This is a genomic window from Nocardiopsis nanhaiensis (assembly GCF_054778635.1).
In genome coordinates, this window is sequence record NZ_BAAGZJ010000019.1 from 24,944 (window position 1) to 48,791 (window position 23,848).

General features: G+C 70.3%; 21 protein-coding genes and 1 pseudogene. 12 read left to right on the plus strand and 10 right to left on the minus strand.

The window, feature by feature from the left end; genetic code table 11:
• Positions 1-47 precede the first annotated feature (47 nt).
• From ACYVD1_RS11615 to ACYVD1_RS11645, 7 genes are all read right to left on the minus strand, one after another.
• Entirely contained in the window at positions 48-1,358 is a 1,311-nt protein-coding gene (locus tag ACYVD1_RS11615) for a YeeE/YedE family protein (protein WP_460771247.1), read from the minus strand.
• 286 nt (positions 1,359-1,644) lie between these two features.
• The gene (locus tag ACYVD1_RS11620) at positions 1,645-2,502 is read right to left on the minus strand and encodes a hypothetical protein (RefSeq protein ID WP_460771250.1); all 858 of its coding nucleotides are present in this window, start codon (positions 2,500-2,502) and stop codon (positions 1,645-1,647) included.
• Positions 2,502-2,963, minus strand: coding sequence for a hypothetical protein (locus ACYVD1_RS11625; RefSeq protein WP_460771253.1), 462 nt, complete (start codon positions 2,961-2,963; stop codon positions 2,502-2,504). Before ACYVD1_RS11625 ends, ACYVD1_RS11620 begins: the two co-directional genes overlap by 1 nt.
• A gap of 191 nt (positions 2,964-3,154) precedes the next feature.
• Positions 3,155-3,925, minus strand: coding sequence for a DUF4097 family beta strand repeat-containing protein (locus tag ACYVD1_RS11630; protein WP_460771255.1), 771 nt, complete (start codon positions 3,923-3,925; stop codon positions 3,155-3,157).
• 213 nt (positions 3,926-4,138) lie between these two features.
• A complete protein-coding gene (locus ACYVD1_RS11635) occupies positions 4,139-5,023 on the minus strand; it encodes a glycoside hydrolase family 16 protein (protein ID WP_460771259.1) in 885 nt (294 codons plus the stop codon).
• Between the two features lie 285 nt (positions 5,024-5,308).
• A complete protein-coding gene (locus ACYVD1_RS11640; RefSeq protein WP_460771263.1) occupies positions 5,309-5,755 on the minus strand; it encodes a hypothetical protein in 447 nt (148 codons plus the stop codon).
• A 2-nt stretch (positions 5,756-5,757) separates the two neighbouring features.
• A complete protein-coding gene (locus ACYVD1_RS11645; RefSeq protein WP_460771266.1) occupies positions 5,758-7,014 on the minus strand; it encodes an MFS transporter in 1,257 nt (418 codons plus the stop codon).
• A 71-nt stretch (positions 7,015-7,085) separates the two neighbouring features.
• On the opposite strand from ACYVD1_RS11645, the gene ACYVD1_RS11650 reads away from it, so the two are divergent.
• Positions 7,086-8,108, plus strand: coding sequence for a GlxA family transcriptional regulator (locus ACYVD1_RS11650; RefSeq protein ID WP_460771269.1), 1,023 nt, complete (start codon positions 7,086-7,088; stop codon positions 8,106-8,108).
• On the opposite strand, the gene ACYVD1_RS11655 is transcribed toward ACYVD1_RS11650, so the two are convergent.
• Positions 8,083-8,688 (minus strand): TetR/AcrR family transcriptional regulator, encoded by a 606-nt coding sequence (locus tag ACYVD1_RS11655; protein ID WP_460771271.1) that lies wholly within the window; start codon positions 8,686-8,688, stop codon positions 8,083-8,085. The two genes, ACYVD1_RS11650 and ACYVD1_RS11655, sit on opposite strands and share 26 nt — an antisense overlap.
• Before the next feature lie 128 nt (positions 8,689-8,816).
• Here ACYVD1_RS11655 and ACYVD1_RS11660 point away from each other — a divergent pair, with 128 nt between their 5' ends.
• Entirely contained in the window at positions 8,817-9,830 is a 1,014-nt protein-coding gene (locus tag ACYVD1_RS11660; protein ID WP_460771273.1) for an SDR family NAD(P)-dependent oxidoreductase, read from the plus strand.
• 272 nt (positions 9,831-10,102) lie between these two features.
• Here ACYVD1_RS11660 and ACYVD1_RS11665 read toward each other — a convergent pair whose 3' ends face one another.
• The gene (locus ACYVD1_RS11665; RefSeq protein WP_460771275.1) at positions 10,103-11,587 is read right to left on the minus strand and encodes an acyl-CoA synthetase; all 1,485 of its coding nucleotides are present in this window, start codon (positions 11,585-11,587) and stop codon (positions 10,103-10,105) included.
• 499 nt (positions 11,588-12,086) lie between these two features.
• On the opposite strand from ACYVD1_RS11665, the gene ACYVD1_RS11670 reads away from it, so the two are divergent.
• The 6 genes from ACYVD1_RS11670 to ACYVD1_RS11695 all read left to right on the plus strand — a co-directional run bounded on the left by ACYVD1_RS11670 (position 12,087) and on the right by ACYVD1_RS11695 (position 21,324).
• A complete protein-coding gene (locus ACYVD1_RS11670; RefSeq protein ID WP_460771279.1) occupies positions 12,087-14,939 on the plus strand; it encodes a cellulosome protein in 2,853 nt (950 codons plus the stop codon).
• 120 nt (positions 14,940-15,059) lie between these two features.
• On the plus strand, positions 15,060-16,130 hold the full coding sequence (locus ACYVD1_RS11675; RefSeq protein WP_460771281.1) for a LacI family DNA-binding transcriptional regulator: 1,071 nt from the start codon (positions 15,060-15,062) through the stop codon (positions 16,128-16,130).
• Positions 16,131-16,215: 85 nt separating this feature from the next.
• On the plus strand, positions 16,216-17,469 hold the full coding sequence (locus ACYVD1_RS11680; RefSeq protein WP_460771285.1) for a sugar ABC transporter substrate-binding protein: 1,254 nt from the start codon (positions 16,216-16,218) through the stop codon (positions 17,467-17,469).
• A gap of 35 nt (positions 17,470-17,504) precedes the next feature.
• On the plus strand, positions 17,505-18,494 hold the full coding sequence (locus tag ACYVD1_RS11685) for a carbohydrate ABC transporter permease (RefSeq protein ID WP_460771287.1): 990 nt from the start codon (positions 17,505-17,507) through the stop codon (positions 18,492-18,494).
• On the plus strand, positions 18,491-19,306 hold the full coding sequence (locus ACYVD1_RS11690) for a carbohydrate ABC transporter permease (RefSeq protein WP_460771289.1): 816 nt from the start codon (positions 18,491-18,493) through the stop codon (positions 19,304-19,306). Before ACYVD1_RS11685 ends, ACYVD1_RS11690 begins: the two co-directional genes overlap by 4 nt.
• A gap of 80 nt (positions 19,307-19,386) precedes the next feature.
• The gene (locus tag ACYVD1_RS11695) at positions 19,387-21,324 is read left to right on the plus strand and encodes a glycoside hydrolase family 127 protein (protein WP_460771292.1); all 1,938 of its coding nucleotides are present in this window, start codon (positions 19,387-19,389) and stop codon (positions 21,322-21,324) included.
• Positions 21,325-21,689: 365 nt separating this feature from the next.
• On the opposite strand, the gene ACYVD1_RS11700 is transcribed toward ACYVD1_RS11695, so the two are convergent.
• Positions 21,690-22,376 carry an RraA family protein gene (locus ACYVD1_RS11700; RefSeq protein ID WP_460771294.1) on the minus strand — a complete coding sequence of 229 codons (687 nt, stop codon included), beginning with the start codon at positions 22,374-22,376 and terminating at the stop codon, positions 21,690-21,692.
• Positions 22,377-22,545: 169 nt separating this feature from the next.
• Between ACYVD1_RS11700 and ACYVD1_RS11705 the strand changes: the two genes are divergently transcribed.
• The 4 genes and pseudogenes from ACYVD1_RS11705 to ACYVD1_RS11720 all read left to right on the plus strand — a co-directional run bounded on the left by ACYVD1_RS11705 (position 22,546) and on the right by ACYVD1_RS11720 (position 23,845).
• Positions 22,546-22,707 (plus strand): hypothetical protein, encoded by a 162-nt coding sequence (locus tag ACYVD1_RS11705; RefSeq protein WP_460771296.1) that lies wholly within the window; start codon positions 22,546-22,548, stop codon positions 22,705-22,707.
• Positions 22,704-22,820, plus strand: a pseudogene (locus tag ACYVD1_RS11710) (glutamate synthase-related protein); the annotation flags it as partial. The gene ACYVD1_RS11705 and the pseudogene ACYVD1_RS11710, both read left to right, overlap by 4 nt.
• Positions 22,778-23,302, plus strand: a complete 525-nt coding sequence (locus ACYVD1_RS11715; protein WP_460771405.1) for a glutamate synthase-related protein — start codon at positions 22,778-22,780, stop codon at positions 23,300-23,302. The pseudogene ACYVD1_RS11710 and the gene ACYVD1_RS11715, both read left to right, overlap by 43 nt.
• 105 nt (positions 23,303-23,407) lie before the next feature.
• Positions 23,408-23,845 (plus strand): PPOX class F420-dependent oxidoreductase, encoded by a 438-nt coding sequence (locus ACYVD1_RS11720; RefSeq protein ID WP_460771298.1) that lies wholly within the window; start codon positions 23,408-23,410, stop codon positions 23,843-23,845.
• Positions 23,846-23,848: the final 3 nt, after the last annotated feature.

Here is a 23,848-nt window from a genome sequence, read left to right on the forward strand (position 1 = left end):
GCGTCGGTGCGTTGTGCGGGTTGTCGGTTCCCTCTGGGCGGGTCGCCTCAGCAGGCGCTGTCACTGGGCTTGGGCACGGCCAGGCCGAACAGGGAGCGGGCGTGCAGCCCGGCCCAGGTTCCGGCCAGCGCGAAGGCGGCCCACAGCCAGCCGTGGAGGCTGCCCGAGCCGATACCGGCCAGGTATGCGCCGATGTTGCAGCCGCCGGCGAGGCGGGCGCCGATGCCCATGAGGATGCCGCCGACCAGGCCGGCGGCCACGAGGTTCCAGCTCAGGCCCGAGTGCAGCTTCCAGGTGCCCGCGGCGCCGGCCGCCACCGCGGCGCCCAGGATGATGCCGATGTTGGTGAGGCTGTTCTTGTCCTGAAGGATCGGGTCGGCCAGCTGGGCCGCCTGGTCCGGCTGGGCCCAGAACGCCCAGGTCTCGGGCTGCACGCCGACCAGCTGCAGGGCCTTGGCGCCCCACAGGTTGAAGGCCGAGGTGATGCCCCAGGCCCCGCCGGAGACGACGAGCACGGCCGCGCCGAGGAAGGCCAGGACCAGTGCGCCCGCGATCAGCGGCCAGCTGCCGCGCACGATCCGCAGCAGCCCCTGGGCCGAGGGCGGGGCGCCAACGGGCGGCGGGACGCGGCGGTTCTGCACCGCGCGGGTAATGACGACCAGGCCGATCAGCGCCGCGATGGTCAGGGCCCAGGAACCGCCCCAGCCGACGTGGTCGGAGAGGAGCATCGGCGGAACCTCGGGCAGGTCGGCGACCAGTGGCCACGCGAGACTGTAGATCTGGGAGCCGACGATGAAGCCGAAGAGCGTGATGACGATGGCGGACTGGCCGGAGCCGACCGCGAAGAGCGTGCCCGAGGCGCATGCGCCGCCGAGCTGCATGCCGATCCCGAACAGGAAGGCCCCGGCGAACAGGGCGATGCCGATCGGACCGGCCATGGGCTCGGGCTCGTTCCCGAACAGACCCGTTCCGGTCCCGATGACCAGCGCGAACAGGGTGGCGGTCGTCCCGAGCAGGACCGCGTGGGCGCGCAGACCAGTGCCGTTGCCGACGGCGAGGAACTGGCGCCAGGCCGAAGTGAACCCGAAACGGGAGTGGAACAGGGTGAAGCCCAGGCCGGTGCCCAGCAGCAGGAGGACGGCGGGCAGCGCTCCGTGCTCGGACCACACGAAGGCGGACAGGCCCAGCGCGCCGATCAGGGCTACGGCGAGCGGCCACCAGCGGACCGGCTCGGCCTCGGCGGCCTGGGGCGGCGGGACCGAGAGCGTGGGGCGCCACTTCAGGGCGAAGGGAGAGGCCTCGGTCGGGTGGACTTCGGAACCGGCATTCCCGGTCGTTGCGGTGGGTGTTGCGGTCACAGGGGTGGCGTCCAAACATGACGGGGCGGGACGGCCTGGGCCGTGAATACGTCAGGGGTGCACCGGTGCCGCGCGGGGTGCGGGAAGACGGGTCGGGTCAGCGCACGCGAAGACGGCACCGGCGGCGACACAGGCCGTTGTCGGTGCTCGTGAGCGACATGGAGATCAGAACCATGCGCAGAAAGCGTGCGGGACCGGACATGGTGAGGATTCTAGGGCATAGCGCAAGGTCCATCACGGGGCCGCCTACATGAGAGAGCCCACATGCGGCCAGGCCAGGGCGGTGTCAGCGGCCCTCGGGGTGCCCCGGTGGGTCGGGATGCTCCGAGGAGTCGGGCGCGCGGTGGCGGCCCGGGCGTCTTCGCGGCGGCTCCTGCGGAGGCTGCCCCAGCGCGGGGTCCGGCGCCCACTGGCCCTCGAGGGGAGGCTGCTGGTGCGCCAGCTGTTCCGGCGGGGCCGGCGGCCGGTGGTCCGAAGGTGGCGCTTGGGGTGCCCAGTGCGGCGGGGGAGCGGCCGATCCCTGCGGCGGTGTTGCGGGCGGCGGAGCAGGCGGCCCCTGGGGCCCGGGCGGTTGCTGTGGTCCGCTGTGGCCGTAGGGCATGGGCGGATGTTGCGGCCCGCTGTGCCCCTGGGCTTGGTGGTGGGCCTGCTGGTACTGCGCGCCGTACGGCTGATCCCCTGCGGGTTGTTGGCCGGGGTGCGGTGGCTGCTGCCCGTGGGGTCCGAGCTGCCCGTGGGGCCCCGGAGGTCCGGTCGGCCCCTGGTGTCCGTGGTGCCGAGGTGTCCTGGCCGCCGCTGCGCCGGACCGGGCCAGTGCGATCACCAGCAACAGCGCGATGGCGCAGATGAGCAGCCAGCTGCCGTAACGCCATGCCGGTTGAAGCACGTTCTCCATGAAGGCTTCCATCGGAGTGAGCTCGGGGGCGTCCACTCCCGGCACGGTCGCCGGGACCGGTGGGACCGACATCCACAGGACCTGCATGGCCGCCGACCAGAGCGCGTAGAGGCAGGCCAGCGCCCCCGCGGTCATGACGAGCCCGCGTGCCCGGCCGGCTCCTTTGGCGCGCACCAGCGCGAGAATACCCACGACCCCGAAGAACAGTGCCTGGGCGAAGGCGATCACCGTGTTGAAGATAATGAGCATCAGGTACCTCCGTGCGGGCCGGTGTGACCCGGTCCGGGCTGCCCTGGTCCGGGCTGTGCGGGGCCGGGCTGCCCGTAGCCGGGGTGCGGCTGGGGCATGCCGGGATGGGGCGCTGGTGCGCCCTGCCAGGGTTCGGCCTGCGGGCGAGCCGGGTCCACCGGGTCGCGGCGGGTGGCGGCCAGGGCCAGGAACAGCAAACCGGCGGCGATCATGAAGCTGCTCAGGAATCCCACGACGGTGGAGACCTCGAACAGCCCAGCCCTCCACAGGAGTCTGAAGACGAAGAGTTCCATGAGTAGGTGCACCACGGACGAGGCGGTGAGCAGGACCAGCCCGCTGATCGCCATACCGCGGGCCGCTCGGGGGAACCGGGAGAGGAGGCAGAGTCCGACCACTCCCACTACTGCTGGGAGGCAGGAAAAGGCCAGGCTGATGAGGTAACCGGGGTCAAGAGGGGGCATCCGTGCTCCCGTCGGGGGCGGTCTCCGGGCGGCGCTCCGGGGACTGAGGAGCGCGTGTGGTCAGTCACGGGCACGCGTGGTGATTCTAGGCGAAGGGCAGGTCGTATCCCATCACCGCACCCCGTGGCACGGTGGCCGGACCCGGCCGCCCGCTCCCGAGTCCCGTGTCAGGGAAGCACGGTCGGGCCGGGTCAGCCGGTGGAGACGAGAGCGATGGTGCCGGTGTCGGTCCGGGCGGTGACGGTGCTGTCCCCGGAGTCGTCCACCGGGATCTCGGAGCGGATCTCGCCGTTCCCGACCGTCTCGAACACCGCGTAGGGGCCGCCGGGCAGCGCGACCGTCGCATCGCCGTTGTTGGTGCTGATCTCCACTTCGGAGGGTGCCTCGGAGAACCGGGCGTCGATGGTGCCGTTGTCGGTGGCAGCCATCAGGCTCTCCGGCCCGGCTTCCTCGACGTGCAGGTCCCCGTTCCCCGAGGTCAGGGTGAGCGGGCCGCGGACGCTGGAGACCCGCACGGGTCCGTTTCCGGTGGACACCTCGACGGGGGCGGTGAAGTCGGAAACGGTGGTGGTGCCGCCGGAGGCCTGTACCGACAGCGCTGTGTCGGCGGGCAGCGCGACCTCGTAGCGCACTTCGCAGTCGGTGAGGGTGCCGCAGTCGGCCTCCAAGGTGAGCGTGTCACCCTCCAGGTCCCAGTCACCGCCCGCGGCTCCGGTCTCCTCGCGCGTCACCCGGATCTGCTCCGTGTCCGCGGGGACCAGCTCAAGATCGGCGTCCTCCACCTCGACCAGGAGCAGTTCGGGAATGTCGTCGAACGCCTTCTCCTCCGGTTCGTCGAAGGCACCGCCCGAAGCGCAGCCGGTGGCGACGGCCAGGGCTAGGAGGGCCCCACCGACGGTGAGTGCACCCCCTGTCGGCCGATGGTCCGCCTTCGACGGAGTGGGTTCCGAGGGTCCGTCCATGCCGTGAACGTAACATGACGCTGGGTATTGCCTGCTTAAAGCACGGACATGAGCGGCCCCACCCGGGGAACGGTGCTTCCACCCGGGAGGTCCGCGGTGGATCCCGACAGCAGTGCCGCACGCGGGGCCGGGGCCCGAGGCAGCTGCCTCGGGCCCCGGCGGCGGGGGTGTTGGCGACGGTGGTGTGGTACTGGTCCGGCGCCGGGTCGGTCCCTACTCCATGTCGTAGACGCGGACGTAGTCCACGACCATCTCCTGCGGGAACTCGGTGGTCTCGTCGGGGTAGCCCGGCCACTCACCGCCCACCGCGACGTTGAGGATCATGAAGAACTCCTGGTCGAAGACCCAGTCGCCGCTGACGTCGTCCGGGGTGATGGTGTTGTACTCGACTCCGTCGACGGACCAGGTGATCGAGCCGGGCTCCCAGTCGATCGCGTAGACGTGGAAGTCGTCGGCGAACGACCCGCCGTCCGGGTGGTCGTAGGAGGCGCCGACCCCGTCGCCCGCCGAGTAGCCGGGGCCGTGCACGGTCCCGTGGACGGTCTCGGGCTCGCTGCCGATGAGCTCCATGATGTCGATCTCGCCGGAGTCGGGCCACTCCGTGTCGGGGAAGTCGGAGCCGAGCATCCAGAAGGCGGGCCAGACACCCTGGCCGCTCGGCAGCTGAATGCGCGCCTCGATCCGGCCGTAGGCGTGCTCGATGTTGTCCTGCGTGGTCATGCGGGCGGAGGTGTAGCCGCCGTCGTCCTCCTCGATCGCGGTGATGACGAGGTTGCCGTCACCGTCCAGGGCGGAGTTGTCCCGGCTGGTGGTGTAGTTCTGCAGCTCCTGGTTGCCCCAGCCGTGGTCGCCGGTCTCGTGGTTCCAGTTGTCGGGGTCGGGGGCGTCGCCCTGAGCGCCGTCGAACTCGTCGGACCAGACGAGCTCGCCCTGCTGGGCGGCGTCCGTCGACGTCAGTTCGGTGTTGGGGTCCGCGTCGCCCGCGGTCCAGGTGAGGGCGGTCGCGGTGAGGGCCGCGGCGGCCCCGAGGCCCACGGTGGCGGTGACGGTGTGTCGTACCGTCTTCCTGTTCTGTTCGGTCTTCCTGCTCGTGTGCATCGTGCTCTCCAATGGGGGTGCGGGTTCCGAGGCCCCTGACACGCGCGAGCTAGCGGGTCGCGCGCGGGTCCCGTTGAGGGTTCGAATCGCCCGCTGAATGGGTGTTAAGTGACTGTACGAGCGCGCTAGATGCGTAACAAGGGGGTTTCGGCAAGAATTTGGGATCGCTCCCAAATGCATTCCGGCCTGAGTTCCAAAGGGTGGTGAATGCCGATCGGACCGGAGTCCCCTTCGGTCCTCCGGGCCGAGCCCGCTCACACGATCCGCGCTACCGCTACGCCGCGACTACGCCTTGCCCCGAATCCACGCCGCGCGGATCCAGCCCCCGATCACCACTCCGAACGCGCCGACCGCGACCAGGACGAACAGCGCTGAAAGCATCCACTCGCGCGAGCCGTCGGGCCCGTACACCCGGTCGGCGGCGCCGGCGTCCACCGCCGCGACCTCCTCACCCTCCACGCACGTGGACCGGTCGGCGGCGTGCAGGCGGACGTCCTGCCCGTCCCCGGCGGCACCCGCGCCGTCCTCGGCCGACTCCGGGGTGAACGTCCCCTGGCAGGTGCAGGACTCGTGCCCCGGGTGCTGCACGCACGACACCGACTCCGCCACGAACGCACCCGGGACTCCCTCGCCCTGGGCCGCTCGCACACCCTGCTCCAGTCCGGTCAGCCCCACGTAACCCAACAGGCCCGTGATCACCAGAACCACCAGTGAGAAAGCACTCGGGCGCATCGTCAGGCCTCCCGACCGATCCGCAGGGACAGCAGGGCCCCGAACACGCACAGCGCCGCCGCCAGCAGCCACAGCGGCCCGTATCCGCCGCCGACGTCGCGCACCAGGCCGCCGGTGACCGCCATCGCCCCGGCACCCACCTGGTGCACCGCGTTGATCCAGCCGAACACCACCGCGCCGTCCGCGCCGAACATCCTCCGGCCCAGCAGGATGGTGGGCGGCACCGTCGCCACGTCCAAGAGGCCGAACAGCACCACGAAGGCCAGCATCGCCGGTCCCGCGTCCGGCCCCAGGATGAGGGGCAGCAGGGCCAGCAGGGCGGCCCGGCCGCCGTAGTACACCGCCAGCAGCAACCGCGGGTCGTACCGGTCCGAGAGCCACCCCGAAAGCACCGTTCCCACCAGCGAGAACACGCCCACCGCGGACACCAGTGCGGCCGCCACCGTCACCGGCATGCCCTGGTCCTGGGCGGCGGGCACGAAGTGCGCCCACAGCAGCCCGTTGGTGGTCGCCCCGCACACCGCGAACGTCCCGGCCAGCAGCCAGAAGCGACGCTGGCGCACGGCGCCGGCCAGCACCCGGACCGTCCGTGCGGCCGCGCCCCGCTCCGGCTCGGGCTTGGGTGTGAACTCGCGCGCTCCGTAGGGGCGCAGGCCCACGTCCGCGGGGTGGTCGCGCAGGGCCACGGCCACCAGAGCGGCCAAGGCCAAGGAGGCCAGGGCCAGCGTCACCACGGCCGGGCGCCAGGAGTGGTGGTCCACCACCCACGCCAGCGCTGGCAGGAACACCAGCTGTCCGAAGGCGCTCGCGCCGGTGAGCGCGCCGACCACCAGGCCGCGGCGCTCCACGAACCAGTTGTGCGCGACCGTCGCGGCGAAGGTCATCCCCAGGGCGCCGGCCCCGGCACCCACGAGCAGCCCCCAGTACAGGGTGAACTGCCAGGGCTGGGCCATCACGGTCGTGAGGAAGGCGCCCGCGACCACCACCGCCAGCGCTGTCAGCGCGATCCGGCGGATACCGAAGCGGTCCATCAGGGCGGCGGCGAAGGGGGCGATGAGTCCGTAGACCACCATGTTCACCGAGGCGGCCAGACCGATGGAGGCGCGCGACCACTGGTACTCGCTGTGCAGGGGGTCGGTGAGGAGTCCGGGCATCGCGGCGAAGGCGGCCGCCCCGGTGATGGTCAGGCCCGCAACCAGGGCGATCAGCCAGGCGCGGCGCGGCCGGGCGGGTGCGTGGTTCCGTGTCGTGTTGAGCATGGAACCAGCGTCCTGCGGAAGGCACCCTCGCCGACAGTGGCCCGAAAGCCAATATGTGAAAGAATCAGGCCATGTCTGTCTTCATGCACCCCGAGCGCCACCCGGTCGCCGTGCTCGTCCGCCACCGGCTCCTGCCGATCGAGACGGGTATCGTCCACCGCCTCTTCGGGCAGGCCCGCGGGGCCGACGGGAACCCGCTCTACGAGGTGGTCACCTGCGCACTGGAACCCGGCGAGGTGGCCACCGACTCGGACTTCAGCATCAACGTCCCCCGCGGCCCCGAGGTCCTGGCCGAGGCGGCGACGGTCATGCTGCCCGCCGCCGAGGAGGACTACGTCGAGCGCCCCCACGACCCCCTCGCCCCGGACCTGGCCGCGGCCCTCGACCGCATCCCCGCCACCGCCCGGGTCGCCTCCATCTGCAGTGGCGCCTTCGTCCTCGCAGCCGTCGGGCTCCTGGACGGCTGCCGCGTGACCACCCACTGGCGTTCGGCGGGCTTCTTCCGCGCCATGTACCCGCACATCGACCTCGACCCGGACGTGCTGTACACCGACAACGGCGGCCGTGTGCTCACCGCCGCCGGGGTCGCCTCCGGCATCGACCTGTGCCTGCACATGATCCGCTCCGACCACGGCGCCGCGGTCGCCAACGAGGTGGCCCGCGGCACCGTCGTCCCGCCGCACCGCGACGGCGGCCAGGCCCAGTATGTGCGCCGCCCCGTGCCCGAGCAGGCCCGCGCCGCCACCGCCGGAGCCCGGGCATGGGCCCTCGAGAACCTGGAGGACCAGCCGGGCCTGCGCGAGATGGCCGAACACGCCTCCATGAGCGTGCGCACCTTCACCCGCCGCTTCCGGGAAGAGACGGGCCTGTCGCCCGGCCGCTGGTTCGCCGAGCAGCGCCTCGACCGCGCCCGCCACCTGCTGGAGGAGTCCGATCTCGTGGTCGACCGCGTCGCCGCCCAAGCGGGCTTCGGCACGGGGGCTTCCCTTCGCCAGCACATGCAGCAGGCCCTGGGCGTGAGCCCCAGTGCCTACCGCCGCACCTTCCGAGGGCCAGGGGGCTCGCCGATCATCCGGACCGCAGACACCGCATGACCATCGCGGTCGTGCGCTCCATGACGCCGGTCGCGTTGGCGGGGTCGCGCGCGATCCGGCGGACGCCGGCCTCGAGCAGCCCGGAGACGAGTTCGATATCGAGGTGGACGTCGCCGGTGTCGCGGAACTCCCCGCGCGCGACACCCTCGCGCACCACGCCGACGAACCGGGCCTTGATGAACACGTACGGGCCCGCCGCCGCCAGGTCCTCTGAAGCGCGGGGCTGAAGCTGGCTCTGGAGGACGAAGAGCCGGTGCGTCTCGGTGGAGAACGACTTCAGGAGGGCTTCGACGATCGCCGTGATGCGCGCGGCGGGGGAGGAGGCCCGGTCTTCGGCGATCTCCTCGATCCGCCGCGCCATCGCGGCACCGGAGTGCTCGACGGTGGCCGCCAGGAGCGCGGTCTTGTCCGGGGCGTAGTTGTACACGGTGTTGCGCGCGATCCCGGCCCGGGCGGCGACGTCCCCAAGGGAGACCTGTTCGAAGGAGTGCTCGGTGAGGAGGCCGTCGAGCGCCTCCGTCAGCGCGGTCCACGTGCGTTCGCGGTGGTCGGCGAGGTTCTCGCCCCGGATTCTAGGCATGCCACCAGTATCCACACACCACGTGACTTTCGCGACTGAATGTCCTAATGTTTGCGACAGGAAGTCGTTATATTTCCGGCTCGGATAGGCGACCCTCGGAACCGAGCCGACACAGGAAGAGGGACACCATGGCGGATCAGAGCTCGCCGCTGACCGGAAGCAGCACGATCGGTGTGTGGCTGGCGCACCCCGAAGGCGCTGAAGCCCTCGGTGAACTCCTGGCGCGGGCGGGGGTGGGCACGGACTCCCTGGCCCCGGTCAGCAACCTCCCGCTCCAGCAGATGGTCGAGCTCAGCCAAGGGTCGGTCACCCAGGACACCGTCGACGACCTGGTCCGCCGGGTGAACGGGGGAGTGATCCCCGAGGGGAGCGGCACCGCGGCCGGGTGGCGTGAGCGCGTCATCCCGGGCCGCTTCGACGGTCAGACCGTCGTCGTCACCGGCGGAGCCTCCGGGATCGGTCGTGCCACCGCCTCCCGAGTGGCGCGCGAGGGCGGTCGTGTCATCGCCGTCGACATCTCCTCCGACGGCTTGGACGCTCTGGCCTCGGAGCTGTCCGGTTCCGACGTGACCACCGTCGCGGCCGACCTGACCGAGTCCGATGGCGTGGCGCGCATCCTCGAGGCCGCCGGTCCGCGCATCGACGGGCTCGCCAACGTCGCGGGCATCAGCGACGATTTTTCTCCGATCCACGAGGTCTCGGACCAGATGTGGGAGCGGGTGTTCGCCGTGAACGTCGTCGGCCTGTTCCGCATCACCCGGGCCGTGGTCCGAGTGATGCTGGAGACGGGTGGCGGCTCGATCGTCAACGTGGCCTCGGAGGCGGCCCTCAAGGGATCGACCTCCGGGGTGGCCTACACGGCGTCCAAACACGCCGTCGTCGGCATCACCAAGAGCTCGGCCTTCATGTACGGACCGCAGGGCATCCGGGTCAACGCCGTGGCCCCCGGCGGTGTCGCCACCGGAATGAGCGCGGGCGGATCGGAGTACGGGCGCGGCCGCCTGGACGACTTCCTGGCACTGGTCCCGCCGATCGCGACCGCGCCGCAGCTCGCCGCCTCGATCAGCTTCCTGCTGAGCGACGACGGGGTGAACGTCTCGGGTGCGATCCTGCCCTCCGACGGGGGCTGGTCGGCACAGTAGCCGGCCGGGAGCGGGCCGCAGGCATCCGGAGCGAATCCGGATTCGGGCCCCGGGAATAGTCACCCGCCCCACCCCGTTGTGCGTGGTCCGGGCCGGTGCGGTAGCAAGTGTCCCCCGGGCTCAACTGAAGCCTTCACGGAATACCGAACCCCTCGTGGGCGCCAGGAACCGTGTTGTGCCACCCGCCGTGAGGCGACCGCCGCACCGGTCCGGGCCGTGTCGGCCCCGTCGAGCACAGCTCGGCGGGGCCGTCCTCTTGTCCGCTTCCCTGGTCAGGTATGGAGCTCCCGTTTGAGGATCTTGCCCATGTCGTTGCGGGGCAGCGAGTCGACCACGTGCAGTCGACGGGGGCGTTTGTGCGGTGCCAGCTCCGCCGAGACCAGCTTCGCGAGCTCCTCCAAGGACGGCGGGGCCGACCCGCTCGGGACGATCCAGGCGGCGACGCGTTCACCCAGGTCCGGGTCGGGCTCCCCGGTGACGGCCGCCTCGGCCACACCCGGATGGGAGAGCAGCACGTTCTCGATCTCCCCGGCACCGATTTTGTACCCGCCGCACTTGATCAGGTCGGTGCTCTTGCGGCCGACCAGCCGAACGGACCCGCCGCCGTCCCACACGGCCATGTCCCCGGTGCGGAACCAGCCGTCCGACATCGCCTCGGCCGTGGCCTCGGGCCGGTTGAGGTAGCCGCTGAACAGGTTCGGGCCGCGCACCTGGACCTCGCCGATCTCGTCGGACCCGCCGCCGCTCTCGTCCGCCCCGGATACGCCGTTCCCGGACCCGCCGGGCTCCAGAGGCGTGCCCCCGTCGTCGACCAGGCGCACCTCCACGCCTTCCAGCGGGGTGCCCACTGTGCCGGGGCGCGAGGGGCCGCCGGGGCGGACACTGGTGTTCATCAGGGTCTCGGTCATGCCGTAGCGCTCCACCACCCGGTGGCCGGTCGCGGCGGTCAGGCGCTCGTGGTCGGACACCGGCAGCGCGGCCGAACCGGACACGAGCAAGCGCGCGCGGGCCAGGTCCCGGGCCAGCGACGGGTCCTCGGTGACGGCCTCCGCGAGGCGGTGGTACATGGTCGGGACGCCGAAGAGCACCGTGCCTTCGGTGAAGGATCGGGCAGCCGCGACGGGGTCGAACCGGCCCAGGTGGCGTAGGTGTCCGCCCAACCGCAGCGGTCCCAGGACCCCCAGTACCAGGCCGTGCACGTGGAAGAGGGGTAGCGCGTGCACCAGCACGTCGTCGGCGGTCCAGTCCCAGGTCCGGGCGAGGGTGTCGAGGTTGGTCCGCACCGCACGGCGGGACAGCAGGACCCCCTTGGGCGGCCCCGTCGTGCCGGACGTGTAGACGATCAGCGCGGTCCGCTCGTCGTCGACCCGCCGTACGAGCGGGGGAGTACCCGGTGCGGGCGCTGCGTCCACCGCCAGGCGGGGCAGCGAGTGCACGGCGTCGGGCAGGTCCTCGCCGCCCTCCCGGGGCGAAGGGGAGTGGAGAAGCAGGTCCGGGGCACTGTCACCGACCACGTGCCGCAGCTCGCTCTCCCCAGAGCGCGGGTTCAGCGGCACGGCCGGAACACCGGCCAGCACCGCCGCGGTCACGGCGACGCACGTCTCGAGGGTCGGGGTCGCCCACACGGCGACTCGGCCGTCGCGGGGGAGCTCGGCGGCCAGCCGGGAGGCGGTCTCGGCGAGCTCCCGGTAGCTGAGGGACCGGTCGCCGAAGCGCAGCGCGGGCCGGTCGACGGGCTCGGTGACGAGGGGGAGCAAAGGACGGTTCCCTTCGGGGCGCGGACAGGACGGGGCACGACGGTCCCCGGGGCATCCCCTTCGTACCCTGGGCCGTCCGCCGGGGAAACGGTCAGGCGGGCGGTCTCCGACCGGTGGGAAGCGGTCGCGGTCCGTGCGGTCCGTCGGGGCTGCCGACCAGGGCCGGGAGACCAGCTCGGAGCGGTTCGTTACCGCTCGCATTCAGCACGATCCGCTCAGGCGAACACCACCGCGGATCGTTGTCGTTGCCCCTGCGGCGACGGGGACTACTACGCGAATCATCTGACGAAAGGGGGTTGACCGTGATGATGTTCGCGTTAACAATTGGCGCAATCGCAAGCGTGGTCCCCATGCCTGGTGTGTTAGGGCGGCCGCGGGTCCACACCCATCGTCGAACCGGTTCGACGATGTAGATCGGAAACAGAGAGGAATCAGGGGATCCCCGTCCGTGGAACGGATCGGAACCCGGCAGGTACAGCCACAACAGGAGCAGCCCCCCATGGTGCCCAAGACGCCGAAAAAGCCCCTCTTCTGCGTGTTCTCGGCCGCGCTCGCCAGCACTCTGGCCGTGAGCCCCATGACAGGAGCCACCGCCTACGCGGGCCCTCAGCCGGGCTCCACCAGCGATCAGTACCCCGCTGACGTCCAAGTTGCAGTCGACGACCCCGCATTGGTGGCAGACGTGAACCACAGCCCGCGGATCAACGACCCCGACGACCAGCGGCTCACCGTGGACCTGGCCGCTGGTACCGGAGATTTCCACGGAGGAGCCTCCGGCCTCCTGTACGGCCTCTACGGCCCGGGTCTGCCGACCGACAACCTCATCGAGGGGATGAACGTGCGCACCGTGGCCACCAAGGGCCAGGACGGCGCACAGCACCCCGGTTCGGACGCACTGGAGGTTCTGCCCTCCCTGGCGGAGGCGACGGACGGCGACATCTACGTGCGGACCACCGACTACTACCGCGGCTTCCCCTACGAGTGGCCGGGGGAGACCCCGGAGGAGAAGCTCTCCGGCTACATGGAGGTCGTCGAGACCCAGCTCGGCCAGATCAAGGATCTGGACCCGGCCCTGCTGGACAACATCGTCGTCGAGCCCTACAACGAGCCCGAAGGCAACATGTTCGGGGACGGTGAGTGGAGCTACGACGGCACCAGCTGGCTGGACGATCCCACCGACTTCTTCCGGGCCTGGGACGACACCTACGCGCTCATCCGCGAGGAACTGGGCGACGTCCGCATCTCCGGCCCCAACACCAGCATCCTGTTCGACGAGGTCGAGGGGTTCCTCGAGCACACCGTCGCGGCGGGGACGGTTCCGGATGTCATCACCTGGCACGAGCTCAGCCACCCGGACCAGATCCGCGGGTCCGTCGAACGCTACCGCGGCTGGGAAGCGGAGGTCTTCGCGGGAACGGAGTACGAGGGCACGGAGCTCCCGATCAACATCAACGAGTACGCCTTCAACTACCACACCTCCGTCCCCGGGCAGATGATCCAGTGGATGTCGGCGATCGAGGAGTCCAAGGTCGACGCCATGATCGCCTTCTGGAACATCAACGGCAACCTGTCGGACAGCGCGGTCCAGGCCAACCGGGCCAACGGCCAGTGGTGGCTGTACAACACCTACGGCAACATGACCGGGCAGACGGTCGAGGTGACCCCGCCCCACCCCGGCGAGAACTACACCCTCCAAGGGGTCGCCACCCTGGACGAGGAACGGGCCCTGGCCCGATCGGTCTTCGGGGGCTCCGACGGCGCGGCCCGGGTCGCGTTCGACAACGTCCCCGAGGAACTCTTCGGCTCCAGCGTCCACGCCTGGGTGCGGGAGATCCCCTGGACGGGGCAGATCGGCGACGCCGCCCAGCCCCGATTGATCGCCGAGGAGGTCGTCGACGTCCGGGACGGTTCCGTCACCTTCGACTTCGGCGACGCACTGCCCTCCCTACAGGAGTCCTCGGCCTACGAGGTCGTGCTCACCCCCGCCGGCGACGGCACCCCCACCGGTGAGCCCCCGTTCCAGTGGCAGGGATCGTACGAAGCCGAGGACGCCGAGTACACCGGCAGCGGTTACAGCCTGAACGGCCCCGAGGGGTCGCCCGAGGACGTCTCCAAGTACTACACGTCCGGCGGCTACAACGTCGGAGGGCTCAGAACGGGGTCGGACGGTGTCCTCGACTTCACCGTCGACGTCCCCGAGGCCGGGACCTACGACCTGAGCGTCTTCGCCAACTCCCTCTACACCGACGATCTGGTCGAGGACCAAGGGCCCACCAACGTGTTCCTCCGCGTCAACGGAGAGGAGGAGCAGGAGCAGGAGCTCTTCCTGCCCCTGGCCTACAACTGGGTGGTCTGGGACCACACTGACACCACCGTCGAACTCCAGGAGGGGGAGAACGTCATCTCCCTGGCGGCGGAGAGCCTCGACGGTGAGGGCGCCACCCAGGGTGACGCGATCATCGACCGCATCACCCTTGACTTGCCCTCAGGTGCGGAGGGCAGTACCTACGAGGCCGAGACGGCCGTCCTCGAGGGGGCCACACCGGTCTACCGGGACGAGCGCCTGCAGGGGCGGGACGTATCCGGCTCCGGCGCGGTCGAGGTCGGCTCCGGTGGCAGAGTCACCTTCTGGGTCTACTCGGAGGAGGACGCCGAATCCCTCCTCGAGGTCCGCTCGCTGGGTGAGGGGGCGGCCGACCTGTCGGTCAACGACCGGGGCGTCGCCCGGGTCACCGAAGGGACGACCGCCACGGCGGTGTCGCTCTCCGGCGGGGTCAACAAGGTCACCGTGACCGGCGACGAAGGAGCCGTACTGGTCGACCGCCTCGACGTCACCGACGGCGGAGGGCACTTGGCATCGAACGTCCACGAGGCCGAGGAGGCCCGCATCGAGGGTTCGGCGGAGGTCGTGGACCTCTCACTCTCCGACACAGGGTCGGCGGTCGAAGGCATCGGCGGTGAGCCCGGCAACCAGAACACGCTCACCTTCGACGTGGTGGCCGAGGAGGCGGGTTCCCACGTCATGCGGGTGCGCTACGCCAACCCGGAGACCTCTCCGTCGACGCACTACAACCCCAACCCCGTCGCTCGCAGGGCCGACATCTCGGTGAACGGAGCCGAGGCCGAACCCGTCCTGTTCCCCCCGACCTACCACGCCAACAACTTCTGGGAGCTCAGCGTCCCGGTGGAACTGGAGGAGGGGGCCAACACCGTCACGTTCGCCTCCGAAGAGCTCCCCGACTTCGACGGCGACTCCTACGCGTCCGAGACCTGGCCGGACTTCCTGCTGCGGTCCCAGTACGCGCCGGTCATCGACAACATCACCGTCACGGGGCTCGCCGCGGACCTCTGACGGGACTGACGAGTACGCGTGGCACCACACGGGGCAGCCGGGTCCCGCAGGACGTCCTCCGGGACCCGGCTGCCCCCTTCCCGAACACTCAGCGAACCGGTTCGACCGGCTGGAGGGCCAATGGTCACCATCGGCGACGTGGCACGGGAGGCGGGCGTCTCCAGGAGCACCGCGTCCTACGCCTTCTCGAACAAGCGCCCCATCTCGGCCGAGGTACGACAGCGGGTGGCGGAGGCCGCCGACCGCTTGGGTTTCACGCCCAATGCGGGCGCGAAGGCCCTGGCCACCGCACAGACCATGGTGATCGGCCTGCTCGCCCGGTTCCTGGACGACGAGTTCGCCCCGGCCATGCTGCAGTACATCACCGGTGTGTCCGACAGCGCCAGGAAACTCGGATACGACACCCTCCTGGTCAGCGAGGCCGACGGCGCCCGTGCCCTGCGGCGGATCACCCGCTCCCGGAAGGTGGACGGGGTGGTTCTGCTCAACGTGGCCGAGGACGACGACCGCCTCCCGGTCCTGCGGGAGGCACCGCAGCCCGGGGCCCTCGTCGGACTGCCCGGGGAAGGCTCCGGTGTGGACGTGTTCGACCTGGACTTCGAGCGCGCGGGGCGCCTGATGGTCGATCACATGCACTGGCTGGGCCACCGGGAACTCATCTTGGTCTCCCAGCCCCAACACGTGGTGGAGCGGGGCGGCGCGTACGTGTGGCGCCTCCAGAACGCCGCTCTCGACCAGGCCCGCCAGCACGGGGTTCGTCTGCACGCCGTGTTCGGCGAAGCCCAGCAGCCCGCCATCGGCCGCAGGCTCAACGCCCTCCTGGACACCTATCCGGCGGCCACGGGCCTGCTCCTGAACAACGAAGCCGCGGCTGCCGCGCTGCCGTCCGTTCTGCACGGTCGCGCCAGAAGCGTTCCGGAGGACCTGTCGGTCGTCGGCCGCTACTCCGACGAGTTCGCCCGTACCTTCTCGCTGCCCTACTCGTCCGTCGAGAGCGCGCCCCGGGACCTGGGGCACATGGCCGTCCAGCAGCTCGTCCGCCGTATAGAGAGCACCGCACACAGAGCCGAACCATGGGTCACCCGGCTCCTTCCCCCGCAGCTCGTCGACCGGGGCAGCATCGGCCCCCCGCCTGGCCGCGCAGAACAGGAAGCGCACGGGTCGAGGAATCCACCCGTTCCCCGCCGGTAGCCACCGGCCTCCCACCGCCGCCCGTACGCGTCAGCGACCGCGGGCCCAGCAACAGCGAACGACGGCAATCCCCTGAGAGGTAACGATGAAACAGCACGGCAACCGCGGGCGGAACCTAGTCCGCGCGGGAGCTGTCACCGCTTCCGTCCTCCTGCTCGCCTCCTGCTCGTCGGCGGACGGTGACGCGCCCGCCGACGCCGACACCTACGTCTGGTGGGACCCCTACCCCCAGCACGAGGATGCCTCCGACTGGGCCCAGCGGGTGGACTCGTGCGGCGAGGAGGCAGGGGTGAGCATCGAGCGCGCGGCCTACGACACCACGGACCTGACCAACCAGGCGCTGTTGGCCGCGCAGGAGGGTTCGTCCCCGGACGTCATCCTGCTGGACAACCCGGCGGTGCCCACCCTGGCCGAGACGGACATGCTCACGACCATGGACGAGTTCGGCCTCGACACCTCCGAGATCGACGACAACCTCCTGTCCGCGGGGGTCATCGACGGCGAGGCCTACGGCATCCCGGTCGGTGCGAACACGCTCGCGATCTTCTACAACGAGGCCGTACTCGACGAAGCCGGGGTGGACCCGGAGTCGGTCACCGACTGGGAGTCCCTCACCGCGGCCTTGGAACAGGTGTCCGGCACCGACCACCGCGGCATCACCTTCGCCGGGATCGGCACGGAGGAGGGATCCTTCCAGTTCCTGCCCTGGTTCTGGGGCGCCGGCGCGGATCTGCGCGATCTCGACTCACCCGAGGCGGTCGAGGCACTGGAGCTGTGGCAGGGCTGGCTGGACGAGGGGTACGCGCCCGACTCCGTGCTGACCAACTCCCAGAACACCGTGTGGGAGGAGTTCGTGACCGGTGAGTTCGCCTTCGCCGTGAACGGCACCTGGCAGGTCGACAGTGCCGCCGGGGCCGACTTCCCCACAGGGGTCATCACGTTGCCCGGACAGGACGGCGGTATCGCGCCCACCCCCACCGGGGGTGAGTTCATCACCGTTCCGGTCCAGGGCGACGAGGAGCGCTACGAGGTCACCACGAAGATCGTCGAGTGCATGACCACGCCCGAGGGACTGGTGGAAACCGCCAACACCTTCGCCTACTACGTTCCGTCCACCACTGAGGGACAGGAGACGCTTCTGAGCGAGGACGGCGAGCTCGAACCCTGGGTGGACGCCGTCCGCAACGCCAAGGGGCGCACAGGTGACGAGCTCGGATCCGACTACCCGCTCATCTCAGAGGCCCTGTGGAGCGCCGTGCAGAACACCCTGAGCGGGTCCATGACCGCGGAGGAGGCGCTGGCGCAGGCTCAGGAAGAGGCGGCCGCCCAGACCGACTAACCCACCTCTCGGACCGACCTTAGGAACAGCACGTCATGAGTTCGACGCTGCGCAGCACCGGGTCACCGTCCCAGGGGGAGCAAGCCTCCGCCGAGTCCGTCCTATCCCGTGACCAACGGGGTGCGCCACGGTCCCGGCGGAGACTCCCCGGGCGGCGGTGGGCCGCGATCGCCTTCATCTCACCACTGATCGCCTACCTGGCGGCCTTCTACGCCTTTCCGCTCTACAGGAACCTCGACCTCAGCCTGCACGACTACACCCCCCGGGCCTTCGTGCAGGGCGAGGCGGACTTCGCCGGTTTCGCCAATTTCGCCGAGATCGCCTCCTCGGGAACCTTCGGTCCGGCCCTGTGGAACACGATCCTGTTCACGCTGGTCTCGATCACGGCCCAGTACACGATCGGACTGGCGCTGGCGGTCTTCTTCAAGGCCCACTTCCCGCTCTCCGCCGGGTTGCGGGCCGCCTTCCTGATCCCCTGGCTCCTGCCCATGATCGTCTCGGCCTCGACCTGGTCGTGGATGCTCAACAGTGACAACGGCCTCGTCAACTCCGTGCTCGGCACGTTCGGTATCGGCCAGATCAACTGGCTGACCTCACCCGAATGGGCGCTGGTCTCGGTCATCATCGCCAACATCTGGCTCGGGATCCCCTTCAACCTGGTGATCCTCTACGCCGGGCTGCAGAACATCTCCGAGGACCTCTACGAGGCCGCTGAGCTCGACGGGGCCAACGCCTGGCAGCGGTTCTGGCACATTACCGTGCCGATGCTGCGCCCGGTCTCAGTCATCACGCTGCTGCTTGGCCTGGTCTACACGCTCAAGGTGGTCGACGTCATCTGGATCATGACGCTCGGCGGCCCGGGCGACTCCTCCACCACTCTGGCCATCTGGTCCTACCGTAGGGCCTTCGGTACCGGGCAGCCCGACTTCTCCCAAGCCGCGGCCGTGGGCAACCTGCTCATCGTCATGGCCCTGGTCTTCGGGTTCGTGTACCTGTACCTGCAGCGGCGGGAGGAGAGGGCGTGAACGCACGGCGCGCGTGGTGGAAGACCGCGCTGGGAGTCCTCTTCACGGGGATCATGCTCTTCCCCGTGTACTGGATGTTCAACATCTCCCTCACCCAGACCGAGAACCTGCGGGCGGACCCGCCGCACTGGTACCCCAGAGACCCCACACTCGACGGCTACGCCGCGGTCTTCGAGCAGCAGCTGCCCCATCTGGGCACCAGTCTGGTCATCGGCCTGGGCTGCGTACTGCTCACCCTGCTGGTCTCCCTGCCCGCCGGGTACGCCCTCGCCAAGCTGTCCCCGCCTGGGCCCGGCGTGATCGGTTTCCTGCTCCTGGTGGCGCAGATGATCCCGAGCGTGGTCATGGCGATGGGCTTCTACGCCATCTACGTCCGCCTGGGCTGGCTCAACACGGTGTGGGGCCTGATCGTCGCCGACTCGACGATCGCCGTCCCCTTCGCGGTGATGCTGTTCACCGCCTTCATGTCCGGGATCCCCAAGGACATCATCCAGGCGGCGAAGGTGGACGGGGCCAGCACCTGGCGCATCTTCCGTTCCATCGTGCTCCCGGTCAGCCGGAACTCCATCCTGACCGTCTCGCTCTTCGCCTTCCTGTGGGCGTGGTCGGACTTCATCTTCGCCTCCACGCTCAACCGGAACGGGGACCTCATCCCGATCACCCTCGGGATCTACAACTACATCGGCAACAACACCACACAGTGGAACGCCATCATGGCCACGGCCGTGGTCGCCTCCATCCCCGCGGCCGTCCTGCTCGTGGTGGCGCAACGGTACGTGGCAGGCGGAGTGACCGCGGGAGCGGTCAAATGAGCCACCGGGTGCGCAGAGGAAGCGCGCCCGGCCGCTACCCGTCGGCACAGCCGACCGAACAGCAACGTCAGGAGACACGCGTGACCGCCCAAGAGCAAGCAATCTCTGCCGGACCCGCGGGGGGAAGCCCCGTAGTCCCCTCCCGCGGCAGTCACCGCCCCCTGGGTCTGGACGAGATCACCATCGACTCGGGCTTCTGGGCGACGCGGCAGCTCGCCAACTCCCGCAACACCCTGCGGCACTGCGAGGAGTGGATGGAGCGGTTGGGCTGGATCGGCAACTTTGACAGGGTCGCCGACCGCACCACCGGTCCGGACCGGCCCGGATGGTGTTTCACCGACTCCGAGGTCTACAAACTCATGGAAGCCCTGGCCTGGGAGCACGGCAGGACCGGCCGCCCCGAACTGGACGCCTCCCTCCGACGGCTCACGGAGAAGGTGGGGCACGCCCAGGACACCGACGGATACCTCAACACCTGCTACGGCCACGGTGGGCAAGAAGCCCGCTACAGCGACCTCGAGAACGGCCACGAGCTCTACTGCACCGGCCACCTGCTCCAAGCGGCGGTCGCCCGGGTGCGCACCCGCGGGCCCCGGGACCAGCTCGTCGACATCGCGAGGAAGGCCGCCGACCACGTCTGCGCGGTCTTCGGCCCCGACGGGAACCACGGCCTGTGCGGCCACCCCGAGATCGAGGTCGGCCTGGCCGAACTGGGCCGGGCCCTGGGGGAGGAACGCTACGTCGAACAGGCCCGGATCTTCCTGGACCGGCGCGGTCACGGGACGCTACGCGGGGACCGGGTGCCGTTGGGAAGCGCCTACTTTCAGGACGACGTACCGATCCGGGACGCGCACACCCTGCGCGGACACGCGGTCCGCGCCCTCTACCTCGCGGCCGGAGCGGTGGACGTGGCCGTCGAACAGGCAGACGGGGAACTGCTCAAGGCCGTGGAAAGGCAGTGGGAGCACACGGTGGCCCGGCGCACCCACATCACCGGCGGTATGGGCTCACGCCACCAGGACGAGGGGTTCGGAAAGGACTGGGAGCTGTCGGCCGACCGCGCCTACTGCGAGAGCTGTGCCGGCATCGCCTCGGTCATGCTCTCGTGGCGGCTGTACTTGGCCACCGGTGAGGCCCGGTACGCCGATTTGATCGAGCGGACCCTCTTCAACGTGGTGGCGACCTCCCCCAACCAGGACGGCACGGAGTTCTTCTACGCCAACCCGCTCCACCAGCGTGTCAGCGCGGACCGAACGGACCTGGACGCCCTCTACACCAGGGCGGAGGGCGGCATCCGCTCCCCGTGGTTCGACGTCTCCTGCTGCCCCACCAACCTCGCCCGCACCCTGGCCACCCTGCAGACCTGTGTGGCCAGTGTTGAACTGGAAGGGCTCAGCATCCTCCAGTACGCCGACGCGAGTCTGCGCGCACCTTTGGACGACGGTCGGGTCATCGGCGTGGACATCCGGACGGACTACCCCGACGACGGGACCGTCACCGTCCGGATCACGGATCCGCCGCCGGGCGCGGTGACCGTTCGCCTGCGAGTCCCCTCCTGGGCCCGGGGAGCGGTGGTCGAGGAGGCCGGAGTGCGCCGAACGGTCGATCCCGGGTTCGCGGTGGTGGACCGCGAGCTGGTCCGAGGCGAGGAGATCGTGCTCCACCTGCCCATGGAACCCCGCGTGACCTGGCCTGATCCGAGAATCGACGCCGTACGGGGCTGCGTGGCGGTGGAACGGGGGCCGCTGGTGTTCTGCGCGGAGTCGGTGGACCTGTCCGGGGTGAGCGACTTGGACGAGGTGATGGTCGACCCCTCCGTCCCACCGGCCGACCACGGAGGACGGGTACGCGCCCGCGGGTCGGTGCGCTCTTCGGCGGCCACCGACCCGCAGTGGCCCTATGCCTCGGGTCCCGCCGAGGGGAGGGGTGAACCCGTCGACGTGGTGCTTTCCCCCTACCACCAGTGGGCGGAACGCGGCCCGACCGCCATGCGGGTCTGGCTGCCGACGGTTCCCTGAACCGAAGCGGTTGACGTCCTCCCCGTGTACGACGGGGATTCCGGCCCGCCCGCACGGGCGGGCCGGTGCCCGCGCCTCACGGCGCGCGCGGTTCCTGTTTCACCGGGTCCTGCCAACCTCAGGCGGCTGGTCTTACGGTCCCTCCGCAGGCGTTTTCCCTGTCGGCCCGCCCGGCCGCCAGAACGGTACAGGCCGCCTTCACGTCCCGATCATGGAGGGCTTTGAACTCCAGCATGCGCACAAAGCCCGACCGCCCTGCTCATGGGCCGCATCGCCGAACCCCGGGACGGCGCCAGCCGGAGGGCCACCACGCCCAAGCTCGTCGAACGGAGCAGCGTGGCCGCACCGCCCGCGGTCTGACCGGTTCACTGTTCGCTACTGCGCTGCTCGCCCCTGCGCAGCGCTTCGGGGTCCTCGTCCCTGATGACCGGCAGGAACTCCTGGTCCGTGCGCCGGATGCGCTCGGCATCGGCGAGGATCCGGTCCACGGAGGACTCGGGGATGACGACGGCACCGGAGCGGTCGGCGAAGACGTAGTCTCCGGGGCGGACGGTCGCACCGCCCACCTGCACGGGGACGGCGGCGCCGTATGGCGCAACGGTGTCACCGCCCCACCGGGTGGCCTCCCCGGAGCACCAGGTGGCGAAGGGCTGTCCGGCGAGCTCGTCGAAATCGCGCAGCCGCCCGTCGGTGAGAAGCCCGGACAGTCCGTTGTTGGCGATCCGGGACAGCTTCGTGGCGCCTCCGTGGGAGGCATCCGGGTAGCCGCCGCTGGACATCACCAGGACCCTTCCCGCGGGGTCCTCACCCACGGCCCGGTAGAACCACCCGGCGAAGCCCAGCCGGTTCCCCGCGTCGAAGTCGTCGCGGTAGGGGAGGAAGGCCACGGTCGCCGCCGGGCCGAACAGGACCCGCTCCGGGGTGGGGCTGACGAGGTCGAGGACGTGCGCGCGGTGCCCGTGCACGCGGGTCATGGCGTCGACCAGGTCGGCGCAGCCCACTCCGTCGGGTACCGCACGGGCCGCGGACCCGCCGGTGTTCCCATCCGCCATGACAGCCCCCCGTCCGTCGGCGGGCACGGGCGGACCGTGCCCGGTGGTCCCGCAGATCATCCTTCGTGCCCCGGCCGCCCCGGTCAACCGCCTTGACGGGTTCGGCGCCCCGAATTTCCCCGCGGCTGCCCCGGCGCCGGGGCGCGGTCGTCCCTAAGCGTCGAGAGGTGTGTTCTACCCGGTCAGGGCGGGAATCGTTACCGCACGCCGAATCACCGCCCAACTGGCTGCCGCACCGCTGCTGGACGAGGAGCCGGTCGGCACCGACGTGGTGGTCGGCCCCGGCACCGAGCGTCCGCTGCGCCTGGACACCCCCTGGTCTCCGATATGAGCTTCGGCGCCCTGCCAGAGGAGGCCAAGACCGCCCTGGCCACCGGCGCCGACCACGCGGCGACGGGAATCTGCTCCGGCGAGGGCGGCATGCTCCCCGAGGAACAGGCGGCCAACGGCCGCTACTTCTACGAGCTGGCCTCGGCCGGGTTCGGCTTCTCGACGGACAAGGTCGCCCGCTCCAGGCCTTCCACTTCAAGGGAGACCAGACCGCCAAGACGGGGACCGGCGGCCACCCGCCCGGGCACGAGATCCGGGGCCGCATCGCAGAGGTACGCGAACTGCCCGAAGGGGAAAGTGCCGTGTCACCGGCCCGCTTCCCCGACCTGACCGCGCCCGCCGGCTTCCAGGAGGTCGCCGAGCGGGCCCGGGAGGCCACCGGAAGCATCCCCGTCGGGTTCAAACTCTCCGCCCAGCACATTGAGCGCGACATCCACGCGGCCCTCGACTACGTGATCCTGGACGGGCGCGGCGGCGGCCGGGGCGGTACGCCGATGACGTCCGCGGCCGGGCGATCACCGACTGCGGACACTTCCTGCCTGAGGAGCAGCCGGAGGAAACCCTGTGCGAACCTCCGTGCGTTCCTGGACACCTGACCGGTCGCAGAACTTCGGATCTTCGCGGAGGCGCGGGCCTGGGGCGAGCCCCCGTGTCCAAGGCGACCATGGTGGGGCCGACCCGTCGGCGTTATCCTCGGACGCATGACTACCGGAGCGTTCGACCCGCGGCAACTGCTCGCCGAGCGGAAGCTGGGCATTCTCGCCACCCTTCATCCGGACGGCCGCCCCCAGCTCTCACCGGTGACACCCTTCTACGACCGGGCCGGGGAACGCATCCTCGTCTCGACGCGCGCCGGGCTCGTCAAGGCCGCCAACCTCGGACGCGACCCGCGTGCGGCGCTCAACGTCACCAGCGGCGACGGCTGGTCCTGGGCCACGGCAGAGGGCACCGCCACCCTCACCGGTCCCGGGAACGATCCGCACGACCCCGCCGTCGAGGCGCTCGTCGCCTACTACCGCGCCGCCGCAGGGGAACACCCCGACTGGGAAGAGTACAGGTCCGTCATGGTCTCCGAACGGCGGCTCCTCCTCACGATCGCCGTCGAGCACGTCTACGGGGCATCCATCGGCTCCGAGTAGGTG